The organism is Paenibacillus sp. FSL R5-0490 (assembly GCF_001956215.1).
In the GTDB taxonomy this organism is placed as follows: Bacteria; Bacillota; Bacilli; order Bacillales; family Cytobacillaceae; genus Cytobacillus.
The window spans coordinates 19,424-42,057 of the sequence record NZ_MRTQ01000034.1 but is presented as its reverse complement, the minus strand read 5'-3'; the positions used below and the strand labels follow the sequence as shown (position 1 = coordinate 42,057).

The window sequence follows — 22,634 nt, the reverse complement described above, 5'->3', positions numbered from 1 at the left end:
AGAGTTGATTAAGCTCGAGTTGTCTTTTCAAAAAAGACTAATGATTTAAACGTTGACGTATTGTTCGTTCAGTTTTCAAAGATCAATCTGTTCAGCTGCTATCTCTTAAAGCAACTTTATTATAATACCATTTACAGTCTTCCGTGTCAACAAACTTTAAAAATTTATTTTTTGTAAGATGTTTTGTGAAAGCTGTTCTTAAATAATAGCATTGTCTATGTTTCAGGTCAACGGATTATTCGTGGTATATTATTCCATTTGCTTTTTCTTTAATTCTCAGAAAGCCCTCATGAATGACATGAGTTAATTGCATGACGGGAACATATAATTATTTAATTTCCTGATTAACATTAGCAATAGTATAAGTATCACACTAAAGAAAATAGGATTCCAATAAGAGCTTATTTCTAAAATGTCCATCCTTACCATAATGATATGAAATGCAAAATCCGCAAAAAATAATAAAGTTAGCCATCTGAATCGATAATATTTTATTATAACAACGGTCAGCAGCATTGCATAAATAATCCAGATTAGCACACTGAAAGCTACATGGTCCTTATAAGGAGACTCAAACCAGCCGATTTTATATTGATGAGATCCTGCGATAGCCGTTAAACCAAAAGAGATTCCTTGAAAGATTGTGGTGATAGCCATATACACAGTTATAAATTGAATGAAAAAAGATGGGTCTTCGACTTTATTCCTCCACCATTTTATAACAAATACAGACGCAAACAATATTGCAGGAGTAAACCAGGATTTCCACCAGTTATGTTCATATATGCCAAGCCAAAGAAATAGCTCTTCTATTCCATAAATGCAGGCTATTATCAAAATTATCCACTTAAAGCGGATTCTAAAAGCGGCTATCGCCATCAATACACTAGGAATAAAAAATGCCTGTGAAATACTGGACCCAAAAACATCATCATACAAGTGGATTGAAAAGAAATTCGGATAATAGGAGTAAGCATCAAATAAAATTAAGACGATATATTCCATTAAAAAAGAAAGTCCCATGGCGAAGAAATAAACCGCCAGATTAAAACGAAAGTCAGTTTTTTTATAAGCTATATAAATAAGACCTATGCTTATGAGCACTAATCCAAGAAACCAAAGCAAATTTGACATTCTTCCACATCCAGTTTAGCTCGTTTCCATTATTTTGTTCATCCCGGACAAACATATACTTCTTCCCGGAACGAGAAAATTGTTCATAAAAAACGCGATATCCGAAATACAAGCGCCGTCTGCGGAACAAATATAAAACAGAGAAAGTATTTTAGTCGAGACTTTCTCATAATTTATTATGCAAAAATAAAAGGGCGATTAAGATCGCCCCTGCACTTATTTAGAAAATATGCTGTTATTGTTAACGACTTGCAATTCTTTAGTCGTTTCTTTCATTTCACTTTTGCAAATCGGACAAAGAGGTACCTGGCTGCTTTTGAAATTGTCCCTTATCCAGCAATTGCAGGCCTCAGATGTACACTCCCAAATTTTCACTTCTTCAACCTTGATTTCTTCCATGTTTTTTCTGCCAAATCCCATCGCCATTTAACGGCACCTCCCAAAGAGTAAGACCCTTACCCAAAATAAAAATCACTTGCTATATAAAGTGACGAACCACTGGCTCTATATAACAAGTGTTATGGGCAATATTATATTCTTTTAACTAAATTTAGTATAACATATTTAAAAGCTTCTGTCAAAAAGTTCTAAACCTGCAGCTGTAATCATTGAAAATCTTCAAAAAATCGATAAATACTATTAACCCAATCCGGGAAAAGTGTATAATGACTTGTACAGCAGCGATAGAAAGGGTGAAGTCCATGAACATTACAAGTTATACTGTTGAGTACATACAGGATCCTACTGGCATTTTAACAGGTGACCGCTACGAATTCTTTTTAGATATTGATGTGGATGAAGAAGATGAATTATATTCAGAAAATGGCATTAAGCTAAGAGTGCTTTATTTTAAAAATGGAGAAGACGAGAGGATTCTTAATTATCATTTTGTTGAAGGAGCTTCTGGAACGGTTTTGGATTTCGCTTTAGATGAAGATGAAGAGAAAACAGTTTCAGTTTTCTGCCGGGACAACCTTTCCCAGGCAGAAGAATAAGAGCAGGTTTCCCCTGCTCTTTTACTTTATTTAAATTCCCTTTCCCTCTTCAATAATGTGATACATTAAATGCGCTAAATGCTGTATAGGTGTATATGCCTCTTCCCTGTCCACATCATTTCCTTCATTAAAATCAAGGTCATTCAGATAAAGAGCAGTGAATTGATAAAAATCTTTTAATTCAAAAGCAAAGCATGCACTGGGCTCTTCCGATTCCCCTTCATATTGGAGAACCATATAAGATTCTTTGCCGTCCTTATCGAGAGCATCAAAAAATATAAAATAGCCAACATTTGAGTTCAATTCAAATAAATGCCTTGTTCCGCCTTCTGTATATTGCTCAAAGTCATTTTCATTCAGCTTCTGAACAACCATCTGCTGTATATTGTCTTCCTTATGGAACTTTACTGTGAAATTTTCCATTCAATCTCCCCCTTAATCCATACAATCCTAACATATTGCTATATTTATTAATATAAATTCAATCAGCATTCGTATGTTTTCAATTTTAGGACTATTCGTTTAATCCATTTTCTTATATTATTGGTTTATCCATTTTTTATACAGGAGGCCGCCTGATTGCTGACAAAAAAACAATTAGACGATATTCGATCTCTCCAGCAAATATGCGAAGAGACAGAGAATATCAAATTAAAATTGAATTGGGATACATTGAAATCAAGACCTGCAGATGAGAAACATGATTTTTTCCATTATGATAAAGGCGGAAAATTATTGGGGTACCTTGCTCTTTATAGTTTCGGAGGCCCGGTGGAATTATGCGGAATGGTCCATCCGGATCATAGACGCAAGGGCATCTTCTGCAGTTTGTTCAATGAAGCGGTAAAACAATTGACCCAGGCAAGCAAATTGCTTATTAATACACCAGCCTCTTCTGAATCCGCGAAAGGTTTTATAAAGTCATTAACTTGCAACTATTCTTTCTCCGAGTATCAAATGAAACGCCATAAAAGCGCGGAGATCGGATCCATAAACCAGGAAGTCACTATGAGGAAAGCAGTGAGCAGTGACCTGAATTTCATTAATCATCTGGATATAGTATGCTTCGATGTTCCAAAAGAAGAGGCAGAGGCGTTTAATAATAATATCTTGGGCAGCGAAAATGAAAAGACATTAATAATTGAATATAAAGGTGTAAAGTCCGGCAAAATCAGGATTCAAATAGAAGAAGATGCTGCCTGGATTTACGGCTTTGCTGTCGATCCTCTATTCCAGGGAAAAGGAATCGGCAGGAGTGCCCTTACTAATGCTGTTAACCATCAGCACAGCAAGGGAATCAGCTGGGTGCATCTTGAAGTCGCTGCAGAAAATGACCATGCTCTCTCATTATACAAATCATGCGGCTTCGAACCATACGGCACACAGGATTATTATGAAATTGACCTTGCTGCACTTAAGATTTAATGAGGATTTATTCCTTTGAATCGAAAAAAACATGATTGAATATTAACTCATCTGTAATTTCCAGGATGCCGAACGAATAGTTCGGCTGCCTGCGCTTGTCCGTTGGAGACCCGGGGTTAAAGAGAATAATCCCATTATGACATTTCTTGACCGGGATATGCGAATGCCCGAAAATAATAGCATCAACTTCTTCATCATTGAAAGCCTCAATACTTCTTTTTTCAGTTGTTTTCCCCTTTCCATGACCATGGACAACACCTATTTTAAAACCCTTTTTTTCAAGCAGAATTTTTTCCTTCAAAATAGCGCGCAGTTCATCATTGTCAGTATTTCCATATACCCCCTCAACCGGCGCGTGTTTCAGTAATTTCTCATAAAGTTCGATGCTCTGCCAATCCCCTGCATGAATAATTAAGTCACAGCCGTTCATTTCATTCAGCAATACTCCTGGCAGCTGTTTTGATTTCTTTGGCATATGGGTATCGGATAAAATGAGGATTCTAATCACTATCATCCCTTTCTCTTACTGTTGTACCTTATTTACCCCAAAATGAAAAGAGAGCCCCCATCTAGGGACTCTCTTTTCAATCATTATAACTTTGTTACATTTACAGCTTGCGGTCCACGCTGGCCCTGCTCTATGTCAAAGTTAACTTCCTGGCCTTCATCAAGGGTTTTGAAACCTTCTGTCTGGATTGCAGAGTAATGAACAAATACATCTTCTCCGCCTTCAACTTCGATAAAACCAAAACCTTTTTCTGAGTTAAACCATTTTACTTTACCTGTTGCCATGTAAATTTCCTCCTAATATCAATAACTCACAGAGTGATTATTACCCTGCATTTACTAATATGGGTAAAATCTTCAGTTTTTATAATAAAATATTCAAAAAGCAGTAAAAAAAATCTTTTTTTCCGCTATTCAGCCGCATTATCCCTTATTGCTATTGCTGCGTGGCTTACTGCTGCGTCTGTCGCGACCGCCTTTAAAATCTCTTCTATCGCGTCCGCCGCCTCTGGATCTGTCGCTGAATCTTCTTCCTCCGCGATCACCTTTTGGTTTTCTGGCACGGACAGGTTCAACCGCAGTTAATTTAACCGGTGTGACATCAGGACCTTTAGTCAGCAATTTAAAGGCTGCAGCAAGCAAAGTAACAGAATCTGTATCTTCAAGAAGATTTTCCGCCACTCTCTTGAAGTCTGCGTGTTCTTCTTTTTCAATAACTTCCATAAGTTTATTAATTGTCGCCTGCTGATTGCCTGCAACAACATCCTTAAAGGAAGGAACTGGCTTTTTCGCCATTTTGCTCTTTGTAACATTTTCAATTATTTTCAGGTGGTCAATTTCTCTTGGAGAAACGAATGTAATCGCAAGCCCCTTGTTTCCAGCACGGCCTGTACGTCCAATCCGGTGAACATAGCTTTCAGGATCCTGCGGGATATCGAAGTTATAAACATGGGAGACGCCTGAAATATCAAGGCCACGGGCAGCAACGTCAGTGGCAACCATGATATCAATTGTCTGTTCTTTAAATCGGCGGATTACCTGATCTCTTTTCGCCTGTGGAATATCGCCATGAATTCCTTCAGCCGAATATCCTCTCTTAATGAGTCCTTCCACCACTTCATCTACACGCTTTTTCGTTCTGCCAAATACAATCGCCAGCTCAGGTGATTGAATATCCAGAAGATTGCAAAGCACATCAAATTTTTGTTTTTCATGCACTTCCATATAATACTGTTCAATATTTTTAACAGTCATTTCTTTTGCTTTCACTTTTACCATTTCAGGCTCCTGCATGAATTTTTCAGCAAGTGACTGAATTCTTCTTGGCATTGTTGCCGAGAAAAGAAGGGTTTGGCGCTCACCTTTAATTTCACTCAGGATTCTTTCGATATCCTCGATGAATCCCATATTGAGCATTTCATCCGCTTCATCCAATACAACCATCTTGATATTGCTTAAGCGGATTGTTTTTCTTTCAATATGATCAATTAATCTGCCTGGTGTAGCAGCAATGATATGAGGGTGTTTTTTAAGCGCACGGATTTGGCGGTTAATATCCTGACCGCCGTAAACAGGAAGCGTCCGGACTCCTTTTACCTGTCCTATCCGGTTTAATTCTTCTGCCACCTGTACAGCAAGCTCCCGTGTTGGCGCAAGGACAAGACCTTGAATACCTTCATTTAAATCAATCTGCTCTAAAAGCGGTACACCGAAAGCAGTAGTTTTTCCTGTTCCAGTCTGCGCCTGGCCAATCATATCCTTCCCCTGCATTCCGATTGGAATCGCCTGTGCCTGAATTGGTGTTGGTTCCTCGAAGCCCATATTGGAAAGAGCTTTTACTATTTCATTACTTAATCCAAAATCTGAAAAAGTTGTCAAAATATGTGTTCCTCCTTGAATTATATATGTTATTAGGTTCTGAAAGACTTTTTTGTATAAAGACAATGACACTTTACTAGGCTTTCCAGTTTGCATCTCTTTTTTACATTTCCGTTTGCAATAATTTTAAACTTTTTGTAAGTGAAGAATTTTAATTGGGTGAAATGAAAAATACATATCCTAAAAGCAGGTGTTTCAGAAGATCTGTTTTGAGGAATGCTGAAGGCTACAAAGTGGATAAGCAAACATAAAAAGGTGATGCATGATTAGACATGCATCACCTCATTTAAGCAAAATTATGCTTTTGTTACGTTAGCAGCTTGAGGTCCACGGTTACCTTCAACGATTTCGAAATTAACGTCTTGACCTTCTTCTAAAGTTTTGAAACCTTCAGTTTGGATAGCAGAGAAGTGTACGAATACATCTTGACCTTCTGAAGATTCGATGAATCCGAAACCTTTTTCTGCATTAAACCATTTAACTTTACCTGTGTTCATTTGTGTTGCCTCCCAATAAGTTGTTTTTCACTATAATGTACCATATAAACTTAAACATAAAAAAGCCGCAGCTGCCAGAAATGAGGATGAACGATCGCCTACATTTCTTTGCAGCTACGTCTACTTATCCAAAAAGTATATTACGAACTTTACAGCGTTAACTTAATAATAAACGACACCCATCTATAAGTCAATCCTTTTGGAGGTCAATTTTTAATTAGGGATAAATTGACTATTTATGATTTTCTTATTAGTTAGCGTCTTTTCCGTAGCCAGAACTGTATGTTTCAAAAGCATGGAAATCGTAACAGGTCCTACTCCACCAGGTACAGGTGTAATAGCAAACGCTTTTTCGAAACAGCTGCCATACTCTGCATCTCCAATATTTCCTTCATTATATCCGGCATCAAGAACAATAGCCCCTTCTTTAATCCATTCACCCTTAACAAAGTTAGGTTTTCCTACAGCTGCAACTACAATATCAGCCTGCTTTACAATTCGGGGCAGATCTTGGGTATATGAATGGCAGGTTGTGACCGTTGCATTTCGATTGAGTAAAAGGGCAGAAACCGGCTTGCCAAGGATTGGGCTTCTGCCGATGACAACAGCATGCATACCTTCAGCATTCAATTTATAAAAATCCATAATTTCCAAAATAGCTGCAGGTGTACAGGAAGGATATTCACCATAGCCGAAAGCAGTTTGACCATATCCGAGGCTTGTAACACCATCAACGTCTTTTTCAATTGCAATGGCTTCAAAAGCTTTGCGTTCATCTATATGTCCAGGTACGGGATGCTGAAGAAGGATTCCATGTACAGAAAGATCATCATTCAGTTCTGCAATTTTCTCCAGCAGTTCTACTGTTGTTGTATCCTTTGGCATATGGATACGTTTTGATAAGATCCCCAGTTTTTCACATGCATTTCCCTTCATTCTTACATACGTTTCAGACGAAGGATCATCTCCCACTAAAATAGTAGCTAAACAAGGCTCAACACCCTTTACCTTTAATTCTTCAATTCGATTCTTTAATTGGTCTTTCACATGTTTTGCCACAACAATTCCATCAAGAATAATCTTTTTTTCCGCCATGCATATTCCTCCTATAGGAAAAGCACCTATTCGGCTTGCGGGCTTTTCCATTTTGTTATGAAAAAAAGAGACAAGGGTATCCCTTATCTCTGCCCAGACGACCGGCTATACATAGACGCAGCTCCCCAGCGGTTGATTCCGCATTGTCGTCAGTCACTGCGATTTTGAAAAGCTATTCTAATGAGTAGATAATAGCACAAAAACACAAATAATTAAACTGAAATTTATTAAAATGTTCGTGTTTTTTTAAAGTAAATAAAAAAGGACAGCATATACTGTCCTTATAAGTGATATATTTGAGTTAATTAATTATTACCTAAAACAATGAAAGCCCTTCCTCTCTTCCATCCTTACGGCTCCTAGACCGCGCCAGTGGGAATCAGGTTGGTCGGAATCCTTTCCGACTTAGATGCTCTCTGAGATTTTAATATTAAATGGTAAGAAACTTACTGAAGTAAAAATACGGAGAAGTGTCTGGTTTACAGAAGATGATTAAGAAGAACATTCAGCGTTAAGCTGTCCACACAAATTATTCTTAATTACAAACACATACTTACTCTTTCAAAATCCTAAAGAGCATAAAACATAATAAAAAGCCGCAGTTCCACTAAAAAGAAGGTTCGGATGCCGAACATTCCAAGTGAATTAACGACTTCAAAATATACCTCAAATACTTCAATCACTATAATATCTTATATGCTGTTATCTGTCAAGAAAAAATCTTGTCACCCTTAGGTTAGCTTTCTCCCTTGTACTCGGTTACATCAAAATAATCGGTTGTATCTTTATAGTCATTAAAGCCTATATCCAGATCATGAAAATACCGGTGCAGTTTGATTAATACGTCTTTTTCTTTGGTGCCTGACTGCACAGTTTCTGCCAGACTTCTTATTGTGCCAAGGTCTGTCTGAAGATTTTTATTCTCCGCTGATATTTTTTTAAGCGAGTTGACGATTAAATCAGCCTGCTCTCTTTGCTTAGACCAGTTGACTTTACGGTCTCTGCCCCAGCCAAGTGTTTCATTATAAAAAGTATGATTGGAAGCAATAAAGTCTCCTAAATTATCGTACATTAATCCCTGTGCGGTTACCTCCGTATTTGCCGAGGTCTTTTGCATCTTAGAATCATCCTTATTTAAAAAGACAAGCACACTGTATGCCAGGGCAATGGCTATGACCATTCCGAGAATTGAAAGAGTCATGTTTAACTTTTTATTTTTCAGCAATTCGAAAGCCTCCATTTGATTTTGATTAATGAGACGCAAGTTTGCCATTTTAATTATTTCGAAAGAATCTTCCACTCACCGCAAAGGTCTTCCATGTTAATACATTCTATGTGAACTTCCCATTCCCCTTCAACCCAAATAAAAAAGCTTTTAACACAATGTGTCAAAAGCTATTTCTGATTTTTCTGAGATAGGAAAACCTCCATAAAATCAATGACAAACCGTTCCATATCAAGTTCCATCGCAATATTGTCAAGTGTCTCCTGCGGTTCCTCTTCCGGCTTAGGCCTAAAATCTGCTATGCTTTTTCCTTTGGCCTTTCCAAACTGTTCAATTCTCACTCTTCGTTTAACATATTTGACGAGATCTGGATTTGTAAGAACACTTAAAACAAGAACATCATGGAGAGGTGCACCCTGAATTCCCGGAACAAGCTTTTGGTAAGCTTCGTAATAATAATCATAAGCAGGTTTGATTAAATCTTTAAAAGGTGACTGGGTATTATTTGCGATAAAATTAATCGTCTCAGGACGGATAATCGCTTTATTTGTTACATTCAGAGGAAATATATAAATGTTTTTTGCTTTTTCCAGCACTGAATCCGCTGCGATGGGGTCAGCATAAAAGTTGGCTTCTGCCTCTGGCGTTACATTTCCCGGAACCAGAAACGCACCTCCCATTAAATAAAATGCATTCACATCTTGATATGCATCCTTTCCATAAAGAATGAGCGGCAATGCCAAATCAGTCTGCCTCCCGACACCAACGATCACAAGGTTATTTTTGTATTGATTTACAATTTCAATAATTTTGTCTATATCATATACCTTTATTTTGCTGCTAAAATCCTCCGGAGGCTGAATGGGCCCCAAGCCTTCCTCTCCATGAATTTCAGGATAAAAGACAGCAGCCTCACCGGATAATGGACCGCTTGCCCCTGCTATAATGGGAATGTCCTCTCTGCCGGCAAGCTTCAGTAAATAGGCAGTATTATTAATGGATTCTTCTTTGGTTATGTTGCCATAAGCGCTGACAACACCAACTAAATTAATCTCAGGATGCTGAAGGGCATACATTAGGGCAAGTGAATCATCAACCCCTGAGTCAACAAACATGAGAACATTATACATAACCCACCTCCGCTACCTATTTATACTATAGTATGCCTGTGGAATGTCCCTATTGTTTATATTCTCCTACTAAAAAAACTCCCCGAATGGAGAGCTTTAGTCCTGATCAGCAGGCTTTATCGCAAAGCTTAGTTCCTGGTTCAGCTGATTCTCAAAATTACTTTCTGCAGCCTGGTCCCATTTAAATGTATCTGCCATAAATGAAATTACTTGCCTTTGATAATTTCTTACCGTTTCAATATCAAATAGAAGCGCTCCTGTTCTGCGGTTAAAAAAGTCAACAGGAGTGGCAGCCATTTCATATTCAATGGCATATTTCAGCTTTGCCCACAACACAATCGGCAGGCCATAATTCTCAGCTTCACCGCTGTCCGCTTCAATCATATTAAAAATGATGCCAACGTTAGAACCATACATTTTAACGAGGTGATTAGACTGTTCAGCTGATAGACCAATACTAGTTCCTTTATCAATCTGGAACATAATAAATTCCTGGAACTTGGTTGATCCCCCTACATTCCCTCCAGAAATGGGCAGTGTTTTTGTGATACTGCTGCTAAATGTCCTATTCGAATCCTGTTTAAATTTTTCAGCAAGCAAATCAACAATGGTTTCGGCCATTTTCCGGTACCCGGTCAGTTTCCCGCCGGCAATTGTCAGTAAACCAGTATCCGACTCCCAAATTTCATCCTTGCGTGATATTTCGGAAGGGTCTTTTCCTTCTTCCCAAATAAGCGGACGAACACCAGCCCAGCTTGATTCAATATCATTCTCCGCTATTTTCACAGAAGGGAACATAAAGTTAATAGCGTTAATAATGTAGGTTCTGTCATTTGCAGTCATTTTAGGATTTACAGGATCTGAATCAAAGAAAGTATCCGTTGTCCCCACATATGTTTTTCCGTCTCGCGGTATGGCAAATACCATTCTTTTATCAGGAGTATCAAAGTATACAGCCTGTTTCAATGGGAACTTGGATTGGTCGATTACCAAATGAACACCTTTAGTCAGACGCAGGGTCTTTCCTTTCCTGGAACCGTCTTTCTCACGGATAGAATCAACCCAGGGACCAGCAGCGTTAATGATTTTTTTCGCTCTGATTTCATGAACCTTGTCTGTCAGCTGATCTGCAGCAGCAGCTCCGCATACTTTACCTTGTTCATCATATAAAAGATTTTCGACCTTCAAATAGTTAACTGGAAGAGCGCCTTTATCTGCTGCAGCTTTCATTACCTCTATTGTAAGACGGGCATCATCTGTGCGGTATTCCACATAATAGCCGCCGCCCTTTAGTCCATCCTTCTTTATAAGAGGCTCTTTTGACAGTGTTTCCCGGACACTGAGCATATTTCTTCGTTCAGACTTTCTGACGCCTGCGAGAAAATCGTATACTCTAAGGCCGATTGAAGTTGAGAATTTTCCAAACGTGCCTCCTTTATGCATTGGAAGCAGCATCCACTCCGGCGTAGTCACATGGGGCCCATTTTCATATACAATCGCCCGCTCCTTTCCGACTTCGGCTACCATTTTAACTTCAAATTGCTTAAGATATCTTAATCCTCCGTGAACCAGTTTGGTTGAACGGCTGGAGGTTCCCGCTGCAAAATCCTGCATTTCAACGAGCGCTGTTTTCATTCCCCGTGTTGCCGCGTCCAGAGCAATTCCTGCTCCCGTTATGCCGCCGCCAATAATCAGAACATCAAATTCTTCCGCTGTAAGTGTATTTAACATGTCAGTACGATTTAAATTAGAAAATGTCATTGCTGTCTCCTCCTTATTGAAAAGGCTAGTAGTTGTAACTGCCCTTTTAAAGCAGGGAATTAGAAAAGCGTAAGCGCCTTGCCCACCCCCGACACCTCGAGGGGGTAGGCGCTGTAGCTAGACATAAAAAGAGACCACAAAATACATTATCGATAAGACGATAATGATTTTGTGGTCTCTCCGCATCTCCTGCCGAACTATTAACTTAAGTTTATTATAACATATAGGATATGATTTGTGCAGAAAACTTACTTCAGATTATTTAAATGCAATAGCTGCGTTTACAGCTTTTTTCCAGCCTTGATAAAGATCTTCACGGACTTTCTCTTCCATTGAAGGATGATAAGATTCATCAATTGCCCACTGCTCAGCAATTTCCTCCTGTGATTCCCAGAACCCGACAGCCAATCCCGCAAGGTAAGCTGCCCCCAGTGCAGTAGTTTCATTGATTACCGGCCTTTCTACGGGAACGTCCAGAATATCTGACTGGAACTCCATCAGGAAATTATTTCTCACGGCACCTCCATCCACTCTAAGTGTTTTAAGTTCAATGCCAGAGTCAGCTTCCATCGCAGAGAGGACATCTTTTGTCTGATAAGCCAGTGCCTCAAGTGTTGCACGAATAAAATGTTCTTTGGACGTCCCACGTGTGACTCCAAAAACTGCTCCCCTTACATCACTATCCCAATATGGCGTCCCAAGGCCAACAAAGGCCGGAACTACATAAACTCCATCTGTCGAGTCCACTTTTTTGGCGTAGCTTTCACTGTCCTTTGCATCTTTAAGCATTCTCAACCCATCTCGGAGCCATTGAATAGCAGAGCCCGCAACAAAAATGCTGCCCTCCAATGCATATTCAATTTTCCCCTCAAGTCCCCAGGCAATGGTTGTTAGAAGTCCATGTTCAGACTGCACTGCTTTTTCACCTGTATTCATAAGCATGAAACAGCCTGTGCCGTAAGTGTTTTTAGCCATTCCTTTCTCGAAGCATGCTTGTCCAAACAGCGCAGCCTGCTGATCCCCCGCCGCACCGGCGATCGGTACTTCCTTTCCGAAAAAGTGATAGTCAATGGTCTTAGCATACACCTCGGAAGATGGCTTCACTTCAGGCAGCATCGCTTTCGGGACTTCAAGAATATTCAGGAGCTCTTCATCCCACTTAAGTTCATGGATATTAAACATTAATGTGCGGGAGGCGTTGGAGTAATCGGTCACATGCGCTTTCCCTCCTGATAGCTTCCAGATAAGCCATGTATCAATGGTTCCAAACAATAATTTTCCCTGTTCCGCCTTTTCCCTAGCCCCTTCCACATGATCCAATATCCACTTAACCTTTGTTCCTGAGAAATATGCATCAATTAATAGGCCGGTTTTTTCTCTGAACAGGCCGTTATAGCCTTTCTTTTTCAAGTCATCACAAATTTCGCTGGTCTGCCTTGACTGCCATACAATCGCATTGTAAATCGGGGTCCCGGTTTCTTTATCCCAAACAACAGTTGTCTCCCTCTGATTTGTAATGCCAATGCCCGCAATTTGCTCAGGCTTTATGCCGGATTCTGAAAAAACCCCTGCAATCACCGATAAAATTGAACCCCATATTTCATTAGCATTATGTTCAACCCAGCCAGGCTTTGGAAAATGCTGTGTGAACTCTTTTTGTGCCGTGTGCACAATTTCTCCTTTTTTATTAAAAAGAATGGCTCGTGAACTTGTAGTTCCCTGATCTAATGATAAAATATATTTTTCCATAATATACTCCTCCTAATCTCGTTCAATACTCTTATTTATGCAGCCACTTTAGAAGAATCAACTTCTCCCTGCTGTTTTCTGCCAAAAATATACGAAAGAATTAATACTATTATATTAACACCCAGCACTCCCCATAACATACCTGAAGCCTTGCCATCGAACATCACCTGATAGAACGCTGATCCCATTAATCCCCCAAGGATTGGCCCGGCTACCGGGATCCATGCATATCCCCAGTTCGATTTCCCTTTGCCTGCAATGGGAAGAAGAAAATGGGCAATGCGCGGCCCCAAATCACGGGCCGGATTAATTGCATAGCCGGTTGTCCCTCCAAGCGACATGCCGATCACAACAATGAGAAGGCCAACAGCAATCGGATTTAACCCTTCAGTAAATTGATTTGCTCCTATAAACATCAAACCCAATACAAGAATGAACGTCCCGATTATTTCACTCAATAAATTTGAAAAAGTATGTGGAATGGCAGGACTTGTTGAGAAAACAGCAAGCTTTGCCCCCTGGTCTTCTGTTTCCTTCCAATGCGGCAGATAGTGAAGGAATACAATCACCCCTCCAAGGAACCCGCCCAGGATCTGAGCCAGAATATACCCGGGTACGTCCTGCCACGGGAAATCACCGCTAAGCGCAAATCCAATGGTTACAGCAGGATTTAAGTGTGCTCCGCTAATCGATCCTACAGCAAAAACCCCCATGGTTACAGCAAGTCCCCAGGCAATCGTGATAACAATCCACCCTCCATTAAAAGAGAAAGTCTTTTTTAAGTTCGCCCCGGCAACAACGCCTCCTCCAAAAACAATCAAGATCATTGTTCCAATCATTTCTCCCATAAAAGCAGACATCCGATAATCCCCTTTCCATTTTTGGCTGATCGGAAAACAAAAAAGGAGACCCACGACAGATTAAGCCTAAAAAGGCTAAACTGTGTGAATCTCCTAATCTCCGACACATAAATTAACTTGTTACTCCCAGTATACAAATCTATGAAAACGTTGTCAAACGATACATGAACTTCTTCATGAAAACTTTTCCCATAATTCAATTTTTGAAGTTGTAATGGCAACCGCTCCCGCATCAAGCGCATTCCTCACCTCTTCTTCTGAACGGATGAGGCCTCCTGCAAAAATAGGGGTATTCAAACGCTCATTCACTTCTTTGATCATCCATGGCATGGCTCCAGGCAAAACTTCTATATAGTTCGGACGGGTTTTCTCGACTAATTTATAACTCTTTTCGAGTGCGTGCGAATCGATGAGGAAAATCCTCTGGACAGCAATCACACCCTTTTGCTTTGCTTTCAGGATGACGCTGGATTTTGTAGAAATTAACCCGTATGGCTTGTATTCCTGGCAAATATATTCAACGGCATAGTCGTCGCTTTTTAAGCCATGAATCAGATCAACATGATAAATCATTTTTTTGTTATGTACCTTTGCCATCTGCGAAACATGTTTCAGCTGTGAAATATGCATATCGAGAAACACACCAATTTCAAAGGGACTTTTTAGGAACTTTTCAAATTCTTTCATATTGGATGATGCGGGCAAAATTTTTTGATTCATTCTTTCCACTCCTGTTTCGGTTATTTCCCTATGTTATTAAGAATGTGCGTATTTCTCAATACCTATTATATATTTTTGCGGTACTCATAATAGCGGAATGCAATAATCATGATGGTCAGCCAGACACCTCCGGCTGCAAAACCAGCTATTACATCACTTGGAAAATGAACACCTAAATAAATGCGGCTTAATCCTATCATGATGATAAAGCATCCCAGCATCACTGTCCATGCAGCCTTCCAGCGCTTTCGTTTTGCCAGATGGATGATCATATAGGCAAGTGAGCCATAAAAAATAAAAGATCCCATTGAATGTCCGCTCGGAAAACTGAACCCCTGCTCTTCGATCAGAGGTCTGATATCCGGACGTTCTCTTTTAAAGATCCACTTCAGCAGCAGGTTGAATAGTGCTCCGAAACCCGATGAAAGAACCATGAACGAAGCAAGTGATCTCTTTTTAAACAGGCACAATAGTACAGCGGCCAAAGTTACAGAAATAGCCAGCCACTTTACGGACCCTAAAAAAGTAATTACACTCATATACTCTGTGAGCCGGGGAGAAATAAATGCCTGTATATAATGGATCACAGACTCGTCGAAACGAATTAGCTCATTTTCCTTTAATTCGTCGACTATTTCAATAAATAACAGCATAAATCCGCCGAAAACTGCTGCCGCCAAAGCTAGGTAAAAGATATTTACTAATGTTAAATTCTTCAATTTCATTTTCAACAAATCCTTTTTCTTATAGAATTACCACTGATTCCTATAAGAGGAACATATTTTTGAAGGTTTTATTAAATTTTCTGCATTTGCAGCTTTCCAGTAAAAAACCGGGTTTGCATCTGCAAATCCGGTTTCAGTTCATCAAGCTTGCTTTTTAGCCTTTGTTTTTGTTGAAGCACGTTTCTTTTTAGCTGCAGGCTTTTTCTTTGTTTCAGCATCACCAGGCTTCGTTTTATCAATGGATGCCTGCAGTGCAGCCATAAGATCGGTGACATTTGCGGCAGGCTCTTTTTCAACAGGGGTGACGATATCTTTGCCCGTCCGTTTTGCTTCAATAAGCTCCAAAAGGGCAGTACGGTAGTCATCATTATATTTCTCAGGCTTGAATTCCGTGGTTAATTGATCAATCAGCATGATGGCAGTATCGATTTCCTTCTCTGTCACTTTGTCTTCTGCAGGCACATTTGGCACATCAGCAGCCTTCCGTACTTCATCCGGGTAATGGATCGTTTCCATAACAAGCGTGTTTTCATATACACGGACCACAGCCAGCTGTTCCTTGGAACGGATAATGATTTTTGCCAAACCGACTTTTTCAGAAGTCTCAAGCGCTTTTCTCAAAAGAGAATATGCCTTTCCTCCACCGTCCCCAGGAGACATATAATACGTACGATTATAATAAATAGGATCAATCTCCTGTATATTTACAAAGTCCATAATTTCGACAGCTTTATCCTCATTTTCCTGTTTAAGCTTTTCTAAATCCTCATCCTCTAAAACGACAAACTTTCCTTTTGTGTATTCATAAGCTTTTACAATATCCTCGTTCTTAATTTCCTTTTCACAAACAGGACATGTTTTCTCATACTTAATTGGCGAATGACATTCCTTATGAAGATTTCTCAGCTTAATATCCTTATCTTCTGTAGCCGAATGCAGCTTAATTGGTATATTCACCAGCCCAAAACTGATGCTTCCTTTCCACATCGTATGCATAGTCAGACTCCCATTCTTTTTAATGTATTACTCCTAATTTGTGTATTAACAAAATCGGAAATACGCTAAAAGAATTGGAAACTGAGTAGTTTTAGCGGCAAATGACAAAACTATAATGACGATTGCAAAGGAGGCCAAATGAATGAGACCTATGCTTCCTACATTAACTTTCGATGTTCCGGATGAGAAGGAATGGCTGTTTGAAGCAAAGTATGATGGATTTAGAGCGATCTTGCACTGGGACAAGGAACCTGCGCTGACAAGCAGGAACGATAAACCTTTATTAAATCTTTTCCCGGAAATTAAAGCTTTCCTGGAACAGCACAAAGATAAATTCGAACCATACCTTCCACTTATATTAGATGGAGAATTAGTCTTGCTGGAGAATGCCTATAAAGCTCATTTTGGATCCATTCAGGTCAGGGGCAGAATGAGATCTGAAAAAAAGATTCTTGAGAAAGCAAGAACAGCTCCCTGCCGTCTTCTTATTTTTGACATTTTGATAATAAATGGCAGAAAAATTGCCAATAAAGAGTACTTCGCCAGAAAAGCAGAGCTTGAAGCCTTATTTAAAGATTGTAATTTACCTTTAAAACCGGATGAGAAGGATTCCAGACTGATACAATTAATCCCTCCATACCGAAGTTTTAACGAACTTTGGGAAAAAATCGTTCTTCATGACGGTGAAGGAATTGTGGCAAAGCAGAAGAAGAATAAATGGGAAGAAGGAAAGAGATCCTCTTTATGGCTGAAATTTAAGAACTGGAAATACGTTTCCTGCTTTATCACTGCTTATGAAAAATCAAATGGCTACTTTTATGCCGGTGTCTACCAGGGAGATTCTGTGATTACAATCGGGCAGTTTCTTTTTGGCTTGAAGCCGGACGAAAAACAAGCCTTATTTCAAATAATCAAAGAAAATAAAGCAGACGAGAACAGCCAATTCATATATGTAGAACCTGCGATCTGTGTGGATGTTAAATATCTCGAGATCTATGAAGAGCAGATGCGGGAGCCGCACTTTCACCAGTTTCGTTTCGATTTGAAGCCTGATGCCTGCACATATGATCAATTTTTACAGCAGCAGAAAAACCTGCCTCCCGAGATAGAAATCACGCATCCGGAAAAACCATTATGGAAAACGCCGGCTATTCAAAAGATTGATTACATTCATTTTTTAAGAGAAATTGCACCTTATATGCTGCCTTTTTTAAAAAACAGGCTTTTAACCGTTATCCGCTACCCCCATGGGATTTTTGGCGAACCCTTCTACCAGAAAAATTGCCCGGAATACGCACCAGGCTTTGTAGAAACCGAAATGTCAGAAGGTATTGATTATATAGTCTGCAATCATTTAAAAACACTGTTGTGGCTTGGCAACCAGCTTGCTTTTGAATTTCATATACCGTTCAAAACGCTGGAAAGCTCCGGACCAAGTGAAATCGTTTTTGATCTGGATCCGCCTTCCCGGGACGCTTTTCCCCTGGCCATTAAAGCCGCTGTTTACATTAAAGAGGTGCTTGATCAGCTGAAATTAATTAGCTTCGTTAAAACATCAGGCAATAAAGGATTGCAGGTTTATATTCCTTTGCCGGAAAATACTTATACCTTTGATGATACACGGCTGTTCACAGAATTCATTGCCCAGTATCTCCTAAACAAAGACCCGGATTCCTTTACAATTGAAAGATTAAAGAAAAACCGGGGCGGGCGGCTTTATGTAGATTATATCCAGCATGCAGAAGGAAAGACGATCATAGCCCCCTATTCACCAAGAGGAAATGAAGCGGCTACGGTTGCCGCTCCGCTGTTTTGGGAGGAAGTTGGCGAAAAGCTGTCCATGGAAAGATTTCAAATAACCAATATGATCAAAAGAATCAACAGCGATGGCGATCCTTTTAACACGTATTTTCAAACAAAGGAAATTCAGCCTTTTTCACCAGTGCTGGACTTCTTAAAGCAGAACAATAAAAAAGGATAAGGCCCCATGCCTTATCCTACAACCATTCATTAAGTACTGCCTGAGCATATTCCTGAAGTTTAGCATACTGCTTAATTTCTCCAGTATATTCCTCTTTAGGGGAAAGTGAAAACTCTGCAGGGTTTTCCATGTTGATATCTGCTTCACAGCGGTAAACATAGCTGGCATTTCCAATTAAGTCAATAGATTGCCTGCCGTTCTCTTCATGGACTACACAGCGCACCTTTCCGCCATTATTATATACCTCTACAGGCTCTTCGATTTTATTCAGCCCATTCATGCAAGTGACAAGTGTCGAGGCGGACATGGCCGTACCGCAGGCATTGGTAAACCCGACTCCCCGTTCAAATGTTCGTACATAAATCTGCCCTTGTTTTAATGGCTTCACAAAGCTGACATTTACCCCATCAGGAAAAAACTCATTCGGCCCGTTCAAATATTCGCTGATATCTTTTTGCAGATCAGATGCTATTTGCTCCTTCTCCACAATCGAAATAAAATGGGGATTAGGGACTGCTAAGGCTGTGAAATCCAAATCCTCTGATATTCCGCTGACTTTTTCATTAATGACAGTATCTTTATCGAGAACTAAAGGAAGATCCTTCAGGTCAAATGAAACAGGTGAAATCTCAACCAGGTATGTTGGAATGTCCTCAAAGATGTCTTCTTGCTTTTTCACCTGTAAATCAGCTTTCATGGTCTCTATGATAGCTTCTTTCAGCCCAAGAAGTTCACAAACATAACGGGCAACGCATCTCAATCCATTTCCGCACATTGAGGCTTCAGATCCATCCGGATTAAAAACACGCATCCTGGCATCTGCTTTTTCGCTTTTTAATACGAAAAGAATTCCATCGGAGCCCAGCTCAGTGCTGCGGTCGCATATGGCTCTCGCAAGCTCAGCGCGATTATTTTCTGTAAAATGATACGTATTGGAAATCTCATCTATAATAAAGAAATCATTTCCTGATCCATGACATTTCAATAATTCAATGTTCAATGTAATACCTCCAGACCATTAGTAACTCAACTTATAGATAAGAGTGCCATAAAAGCTTTTATTATTCAATAATTGTTTTCTATATTATATAGACTCGGAGAATATAGTTCTACAAACCTTGCGGCCTTAGTTTGTGATCTTTTCAGGGTTCAGCAGCTGATTGGACCAGGCTAATGCTTCTGCATAGATCCTAAAAATAGTTTTTTCATCAACATTCAGCTTCTCGCACATTTCACTGATGCTGCTCCATTGTGCTTTCTCTACTGCAACAGCAAGATCTAGTATCTCTTTAAGATTATTATTTTCTCCGCGGAGGGCTTCACAAATATTATCCTGCAGGGGAAGCTCATCAAGAATTTGCTTCATCGGGATATTAAGCAATGAATCCATTAATGAAAACATTCCTGTCATAAAATAGCTTGACGAAACGCTTTTTCCCGTTTGAAGTCTGCCAATTTCCTCACACATTTTCGCGCGAGTCATTGATAACCTGATGGTCTCTTCAGCCATCTGAGAATTTTTAACGATATTTTCCCTTACTGCCAGTACATAGATCCATTTTTCAAGTTCTATCAGACCCAGGAGAACGATGGCCTGCCGGATTGAATTTATCTTTTGCTTAGGACGATAAGCCGGTGAGTTTATCAGTCTCAGCAATTTATAAGAAAGTGATATGTCACGTTCTATTAACTCGGTTATGCGGTCAAGACTTGGCTCCTCTTTTGACAGGTTTTGAATCATCTCATAATAGGATTGAAAATATGCCGGTACATCATGTGTAGACATAATAACAGGCTTCGCAAAAAAGTAACCCTGAAAATAATCATATCCCTTGCTTTTGGCTTCCTCGTATTCCTCTCTGGTCTCAACCTTTTCAGCCACTGTTTTTATTTTAAGCTGGTTAACAAGCATTTCTATTTTTTCCCGCATATCCTTTGGGGTGTTAAGAAAATCCACCTTAATGATGTCTGCATATTTCAGCAATTGTCTTGCAAATGGATTGGTTAGATTGAATACATAATCATCCAATGCTATCTGATAGCCAAGCTCCTTTAAATCCCTGCATATCCTGACAAGATCTGCGCTCGGTTCCACCGTTTCAAGGATTTCGACAACAATTTCACGAGGCCTGAAATAAGCAGGCACCCTGAGCTTCAGCAATTTTTCCGTGAAATTTATAAAGCACGGTTTTCCATCAGATAGCTGATCAATACCGATATTTAAAAAACTATTAATAATAACCTCAGCCGTAGCCTGATCTTCGTCTATATCAGGGAATGCATTTACCTGATTATTTCTATAGAGAAGTTCATAAGCGAACACTTCTTCCTTAGAGTTAAAAATCGGCTGTCTTGCTACAAACACTTCCATTGACATACCTCCGAAAACGCCTATTACTATAGACCTATTCTAACTCAGGTTAGTTATTACGCGTGTCGAAACTTGTTGAATATATAGAATTTTTTTATTTTATTTAGAATTTTCCTTTTTTCGCAGTGTATTTTTCTATTAATGTTGTCCGTTTATTTCCGCCCCAATCAACTCAGCAAAGAATATACATAAAGCAGCAAACCTTGCGAAAAACAGTTTTCCACAAAAAGAAAAAGGATGCCCCATATAAAGGCATCCCATTATCTATATTAACTAATCACATGAAAAACAAAGTTGAATAAAAACAAAGCAGCTATTACATATAAAGCAAATGAAACTTCCTTTGCTTTGCCTATCGAAATCTTTAAGATTGGATAAAGAATAAATCCAATGGCAATGCCGTCCGCAATACTGTAAGTGAACGGAATCATGGCAATGATAAAGATAGCCGGAAAGCTTTCGCTCATATCCTTTAAATCAAGATTGCGGATGTTTTGAAGCATCAGTCCGCCAATAATGATCAGAATAGGGGCAATCGCGCTGTTGGGGATCAACTTAATAACAGGAATAAAGAATGCGGATAGCACAAACAGCATCCCGGTTGTAACTGCTGTCAATCCTGTACGTCCCCCGGCAGCCATACTTGCTGCACTTTCAACCGTTGCAACAGTCGGGCTTGTCCCAAAAATACCGGACAATAATGCTGAAACAGAATTTGCCTGAAAAGCACGCTTAAACTGTTCCGGCCTGTTAATAAAACCAACATGACCATGGACTAATCCGATATTTTCAAAAACCAGAACCATTGTCAAAGAAAAAATGGCAATCCAAAAAGTGACGGAAAGCAAGTTATCAAATGACATTGCCCCAAATACTTCCATATAATCAGAGAGTGCGAACGACTTTTCATCAGTCTTCTGCACATCTATCAGCCCAAAAGCCCATGCGATCAGTGTTCCTGCCACAACAGTAATTAAAAAGTTGCCAGGTACGTTCCGCATGAATAAAATGATGGCCAGCAGGAACGTTAAGATGGTTGCAAGCACTTGCGGGTCGCCAAGCTCACCTAAAGCAATAATGGAGTTCGTCCCTTTTTCAACGATACCGCCTTTTTCAAGTCCAATCAGCATCAGGAAAAGCCCCAGTCCCACTGTGATCGCTTCTTTCAGTGAATTTGGAATCGATTCACTTAATGTCTGTGCAAATCGCGAAAAAGCCACGAAAACAAAGATCAGACCGGATATGAATACTACAGCCAATGCTTCCTGCCAGGATAAGCCCATGGACTGGACCATAGTATAGGAGAATAAAGCATTGATTCCCATTCCAGGCACAAGGAGGATCGGTACATTTGCCCAAAACCCCATAATCAAACAGCCGACAACCGATGTTATAATGGTTGCAAAAATAGCTGCTTCCAAAGGTATTCCTGCTTCAGAGAGAATTAGAGAGTTAACTGCAATAATATAAACAATCGTAAAAAAGCCGATTGCCCCAGCCATAACCTCCCTTTTAACAGTTGTTCCATTTGAATTCAGCTGAAAAAGCCGGTTAAACCACTTATTCATAAATACTACCTATCTAT

Annotated in this window: 22 protein-coding genes and 1 riboswitch; of the genes, 3 read left to right on the top strand and 19 right to left on the bottom strand. The window is 39.6% G+C overall.

All coding sequences use genetic code 11. The features are described 5' to 3' along the window. Positions 1–303: 303 nt before the first annotated feature. Together BK139_RS21525 and BK139_RS21520 are read right to left on the bottom strand one after the other, a co-directional pair. Complete coding sequence (locus tag BK139_RS21525; RefSeq protein WP_076262898.1) at positions 304–1,134, bottom strand: hypothetical protein; 831 nt, start codon at positions 1,132–1,134, stop codon at positions 304–306. Positions 1,135–1,350: 216 nt separating this feature from the next. Beyond that, positions 1,351–1,560: a cold-shock protein gene (locus BK139_RS21520; protein WP_076262895.1), complete on the bottom strand. Its 210-nt coding sequence runs from the start codon at positions 1,558–1,560 to the stop codon at positions 1,351–1,353. Positions 1,561–1,835: 275 nt separating this feature from the next. Between BK139_RS21520 and BK139_RS21515 the strand changes: the two genes are divergently transcribed. After that, positions 1,836–2,129, top strand: coding sequence for a DUF6509 family protein (locus BK139_RS21515; protein ID WP_076262893.1), 294 nt, complete (start codon positions 1,836–1,838; stop codon positions 2,127–2,129). Positions 2,130–2,159: 30 nt separating this feature from the next. Here BK139_RS21515 and BK139_RS21510 read toward each other — a convergent pair whose 3' ends face one another. Further along, complete coding sequence (locus tag BK139_RS21510; protein ID WP_076262891.1) at positions 2,160–2,552, bottom strand: cytosolic protein; 393 nt, start codon at positions 2,550–2,552, stop codon at positions 2,160–2,162. A gap of 156 nt (positions 2,553–2,708) precedes the next feature. On the opposite strand from BK139_RS21510, the gene BK139_RS21505 reads away from it, so the two are divergent. Then, positions 2,709–3,554, top strand: a complete 846-nt coding sequence (locus BK139_RS21505) for a GNAT family N-acetyltransferase (RefSeq protein WP_076262889.1) — start codon at positions 2,709–2,711, stop codon at positions 3,552–3,554. Positions 3,555–3,561: 7 nt separating this feature from the next. On the opposite strand, the gene BK139_RS21500 is transcribed toward BK139_RS21505, so the two are convergent. From BK139_RS21500 to ku, 13 genes are all read right to left on the bottom strand, one after another. Continuing rightward, on the bottom strand, positions 3,562–4,068 hold the full coding sequence (locus BK139_RS21500) for a metallophosphoesterase family protein (RefSeq protein WP_076262887.1): 507 nt from the start codon (positions 4,066–4,068) through the stop codon (positions 3,562–3,564). A 77-nt stretch (positions 4,069–4,145) separates the two neighbouring features. Next, positions 4,146–4,346, bottom strand: a complete 201-nt coding sequence (locus tag BK139_RS21495) for a cold-shock protein (RefSeq protein WP_009332506.1) — start codon at positions 4,344–4,346, stop codon at positions 4,146–4,148. A gap of 138 nt (positions 4,347–4,484) precedes the next feature. After that, the gene (cshA, locus tag BK139_RS21490; RefSeq protein WP_076262885.1) at positions 4,485–5,939 is read right to left on the bottom strand and encodes a degradosome RNA helicase CshA; all 1,455 of its coding nucleotides are present in this window, start codon (positions 5,937–5,939) and stop codon (positions 4,485–4,487) included. 296 nt (positions 5,940–6,235) lie between these two features. Beyond that, positions 6,236–6,436: a cold-shock protein gene (locus BK139_RS21485; protein ID WP_076262882.1), complete on the bottom strand. Its 201-nt coding sequence runs from the start codon at positions 6,434–6,436 to the stop codon at positions 6,236–6,238. 213 nt (positions 6,437–6,649) lie between these two features. Beyond that, positions 6,650–7,531 (bottom strand): bifunctional 5,10-methylenetetrahydrofolate dehydrogenase/5,10-methenyltetrahydrofolate cyclohydrolase, encoded by an 882-nt coding sequence (locus tag BK139_RS21480; protein ID WP_076262880.1) that lies wholly within the window; start codon positions 7,529–7,531, stop codon positions 6,650–6,652. A gap of 84 nt (positions 7,532–7,615) precedes the next feature. Next, a riboswitch (ZMP/ZTP riboswitch) is annotated at positions 7,616–7,698 on the bottom strand. 569 nt (positions 7,699–8,267) lie between these two features. Continuing rightward, positions 8,268–8,756 (bottom strand): hypothetical protein, encoded by a 489-nt coding sequence (locus BK139_RS21475; RefSeq protein ID WP_076262876.1) that lies wholly within the window; start codon positions 8,754–8,756, stop codon positions 8,268–8,270. 170 nt (positions 8,757–8,926) lie between these two features. Then, positions 8,927–9,886 (bottom strand): nucleoside hydrolase, encoded by a 960-nt coding sequence (locus tag BK139_RS21470; RefSeq protein WP_076262874.1) that lies wholly within the window; start codon positions 9,884–9,886, stop codon positions 8,927–8,929. Positions 9,887–9,982: 96 nt separating this feature from the next. After that, the gene (locus BK139_RS21465; protein ID WP_076262873.1) at positions 9,983–11,647 is read right to left on the bottom strand and encodes a glycerol-3-phosphate dehydrogenase/oxidase; all 1,665 of its coding nucleotides are present in this window, start codon (positions 11,645–11,647) and stop codon (positions 9,983–9,985) included. Positions 11,648–11,905: 258 nt separating this feature from the next. After that, entirely contained in the window at positions 11,906–13,396 is a 1,491-nt protein-coding gene (gene glpK, locus BK139_RS21460) for a glycerol kinase GlpK (RefSeq protein ID WP_076262864.1), read from the bottom strand. Between the two features lie 35 nt (positions 13,397–13,431). After that, positions 13,432–14,256, bottom strand: coding sequence for an MIP/aquaporin family protein (locus BK139_RS21455; protein ID WP_076262860.1), 825 nt, complete (start codon positions 14,254–14,256; stop codon positions 13,432–13,434). Positions 14,257–14,430: 174 nt separating this feature from the next. Next, complete coding sequence (locus BK139_RS21450) at positions 14,431–14,976, bottom strand: glycerol-3-phosphate responsive antiterminator (RefSeq protein ID WP_076262859.1); 546 nt, start codon at positions 14,974–14,976, stop codon at positions 14,431–14,433. A gap of 65 nt (positions 14,977–15,041) precedes the next feature. Next, positions 15,042–15,701: a phosphatase PAP2 family protein gene (locus tag BK139_RS21445; RefSeq protein ID WP_076262858.1), complete on the bottom strand. Its 660-nt coding sequence runs from the start codon at positions 15,699–15,701 to the stop codon at positions 15,042–15,044. A 141-nt stretch (positions 15,702–15,842) separates the two neighbouring features. Next, a complete protein-coding gene (gene ku / locus BK139_RS21440) occupies positions 15,843–16,697 on the bottom strand; it encodes a non-homologous end joining protein Ku (protein WP_076262857.1) in 855 nt (284 codons plus the stop codon). Between the two features lie 142 nt (positions 16,698–16,839). Here ku and BK139_RS21435 point away from each other — a divergent pair, with 142 nt between their 5' ends. Next, positions 16,840–18,678 carry a DNA ligase D gene (locus tag BK139_RS21435; RefSeq protein ID WP_076262855.1) on the top strand — a complete coding sequence of 613 codons (1,839 nt, stop codon included), beginning with the start codon at positions 16,840–16,842 and terminating at the stop codon, positions 18,676–18,678. A 16-nt stretch (positions 18,679–18,694) separates the two neighbouring features. Here the strand turns inward: BK139_RS21435 and dapF are convergent, their stop codons facing one another. The 3 genes from dapF to BK139_RS21420 all read right to left on the bottom strand — a co-directional run bounded on the left by dapF (position 18,695) and on the right by BK139_RS21420 (position 22,617). Next, positions 18,695–19,678 carry a diaminopimelate epimerase gene (gene dapF, locus BK139_RS21430; protein WP_076262854.1) on the bottom strand — a complete coding sequence of 328 codons (984 nt, stop codon included), beginning with the start codon at positions 19,676–19,678 and terminating at the stop codon, positions 18,695–18,697. Positions 19,679–19,804: 126 nt separating this feature from the next. Next, the gene (locus BK139_RS21425) at positions 19,805–21,049 is read right to left on the bottom strand and encodes an EAL and HDOD domain-containing protein (protein WP_076262853.1); all 1,245 of its coding nucleotides are present in this window, start codon (positions 21,047–21,049) and stop codon (positions 19,805–19,807) included. Between the two features lie 269 nt (positions 21,050–21,318). Beyond that, positions 21,319–22,617, bottom strand: a complete 1,299-nt coding sequence (locus tag BK139_RS21420) for an NCS2 family permease (RefSeq protein ID WP_076262851.1) — start codon at positions 22,615–22,617, stop codon at positions 21,319–21,321. Between the last annotated feature and the right edge of the window lie 17 nt (positions 22,618–22,634).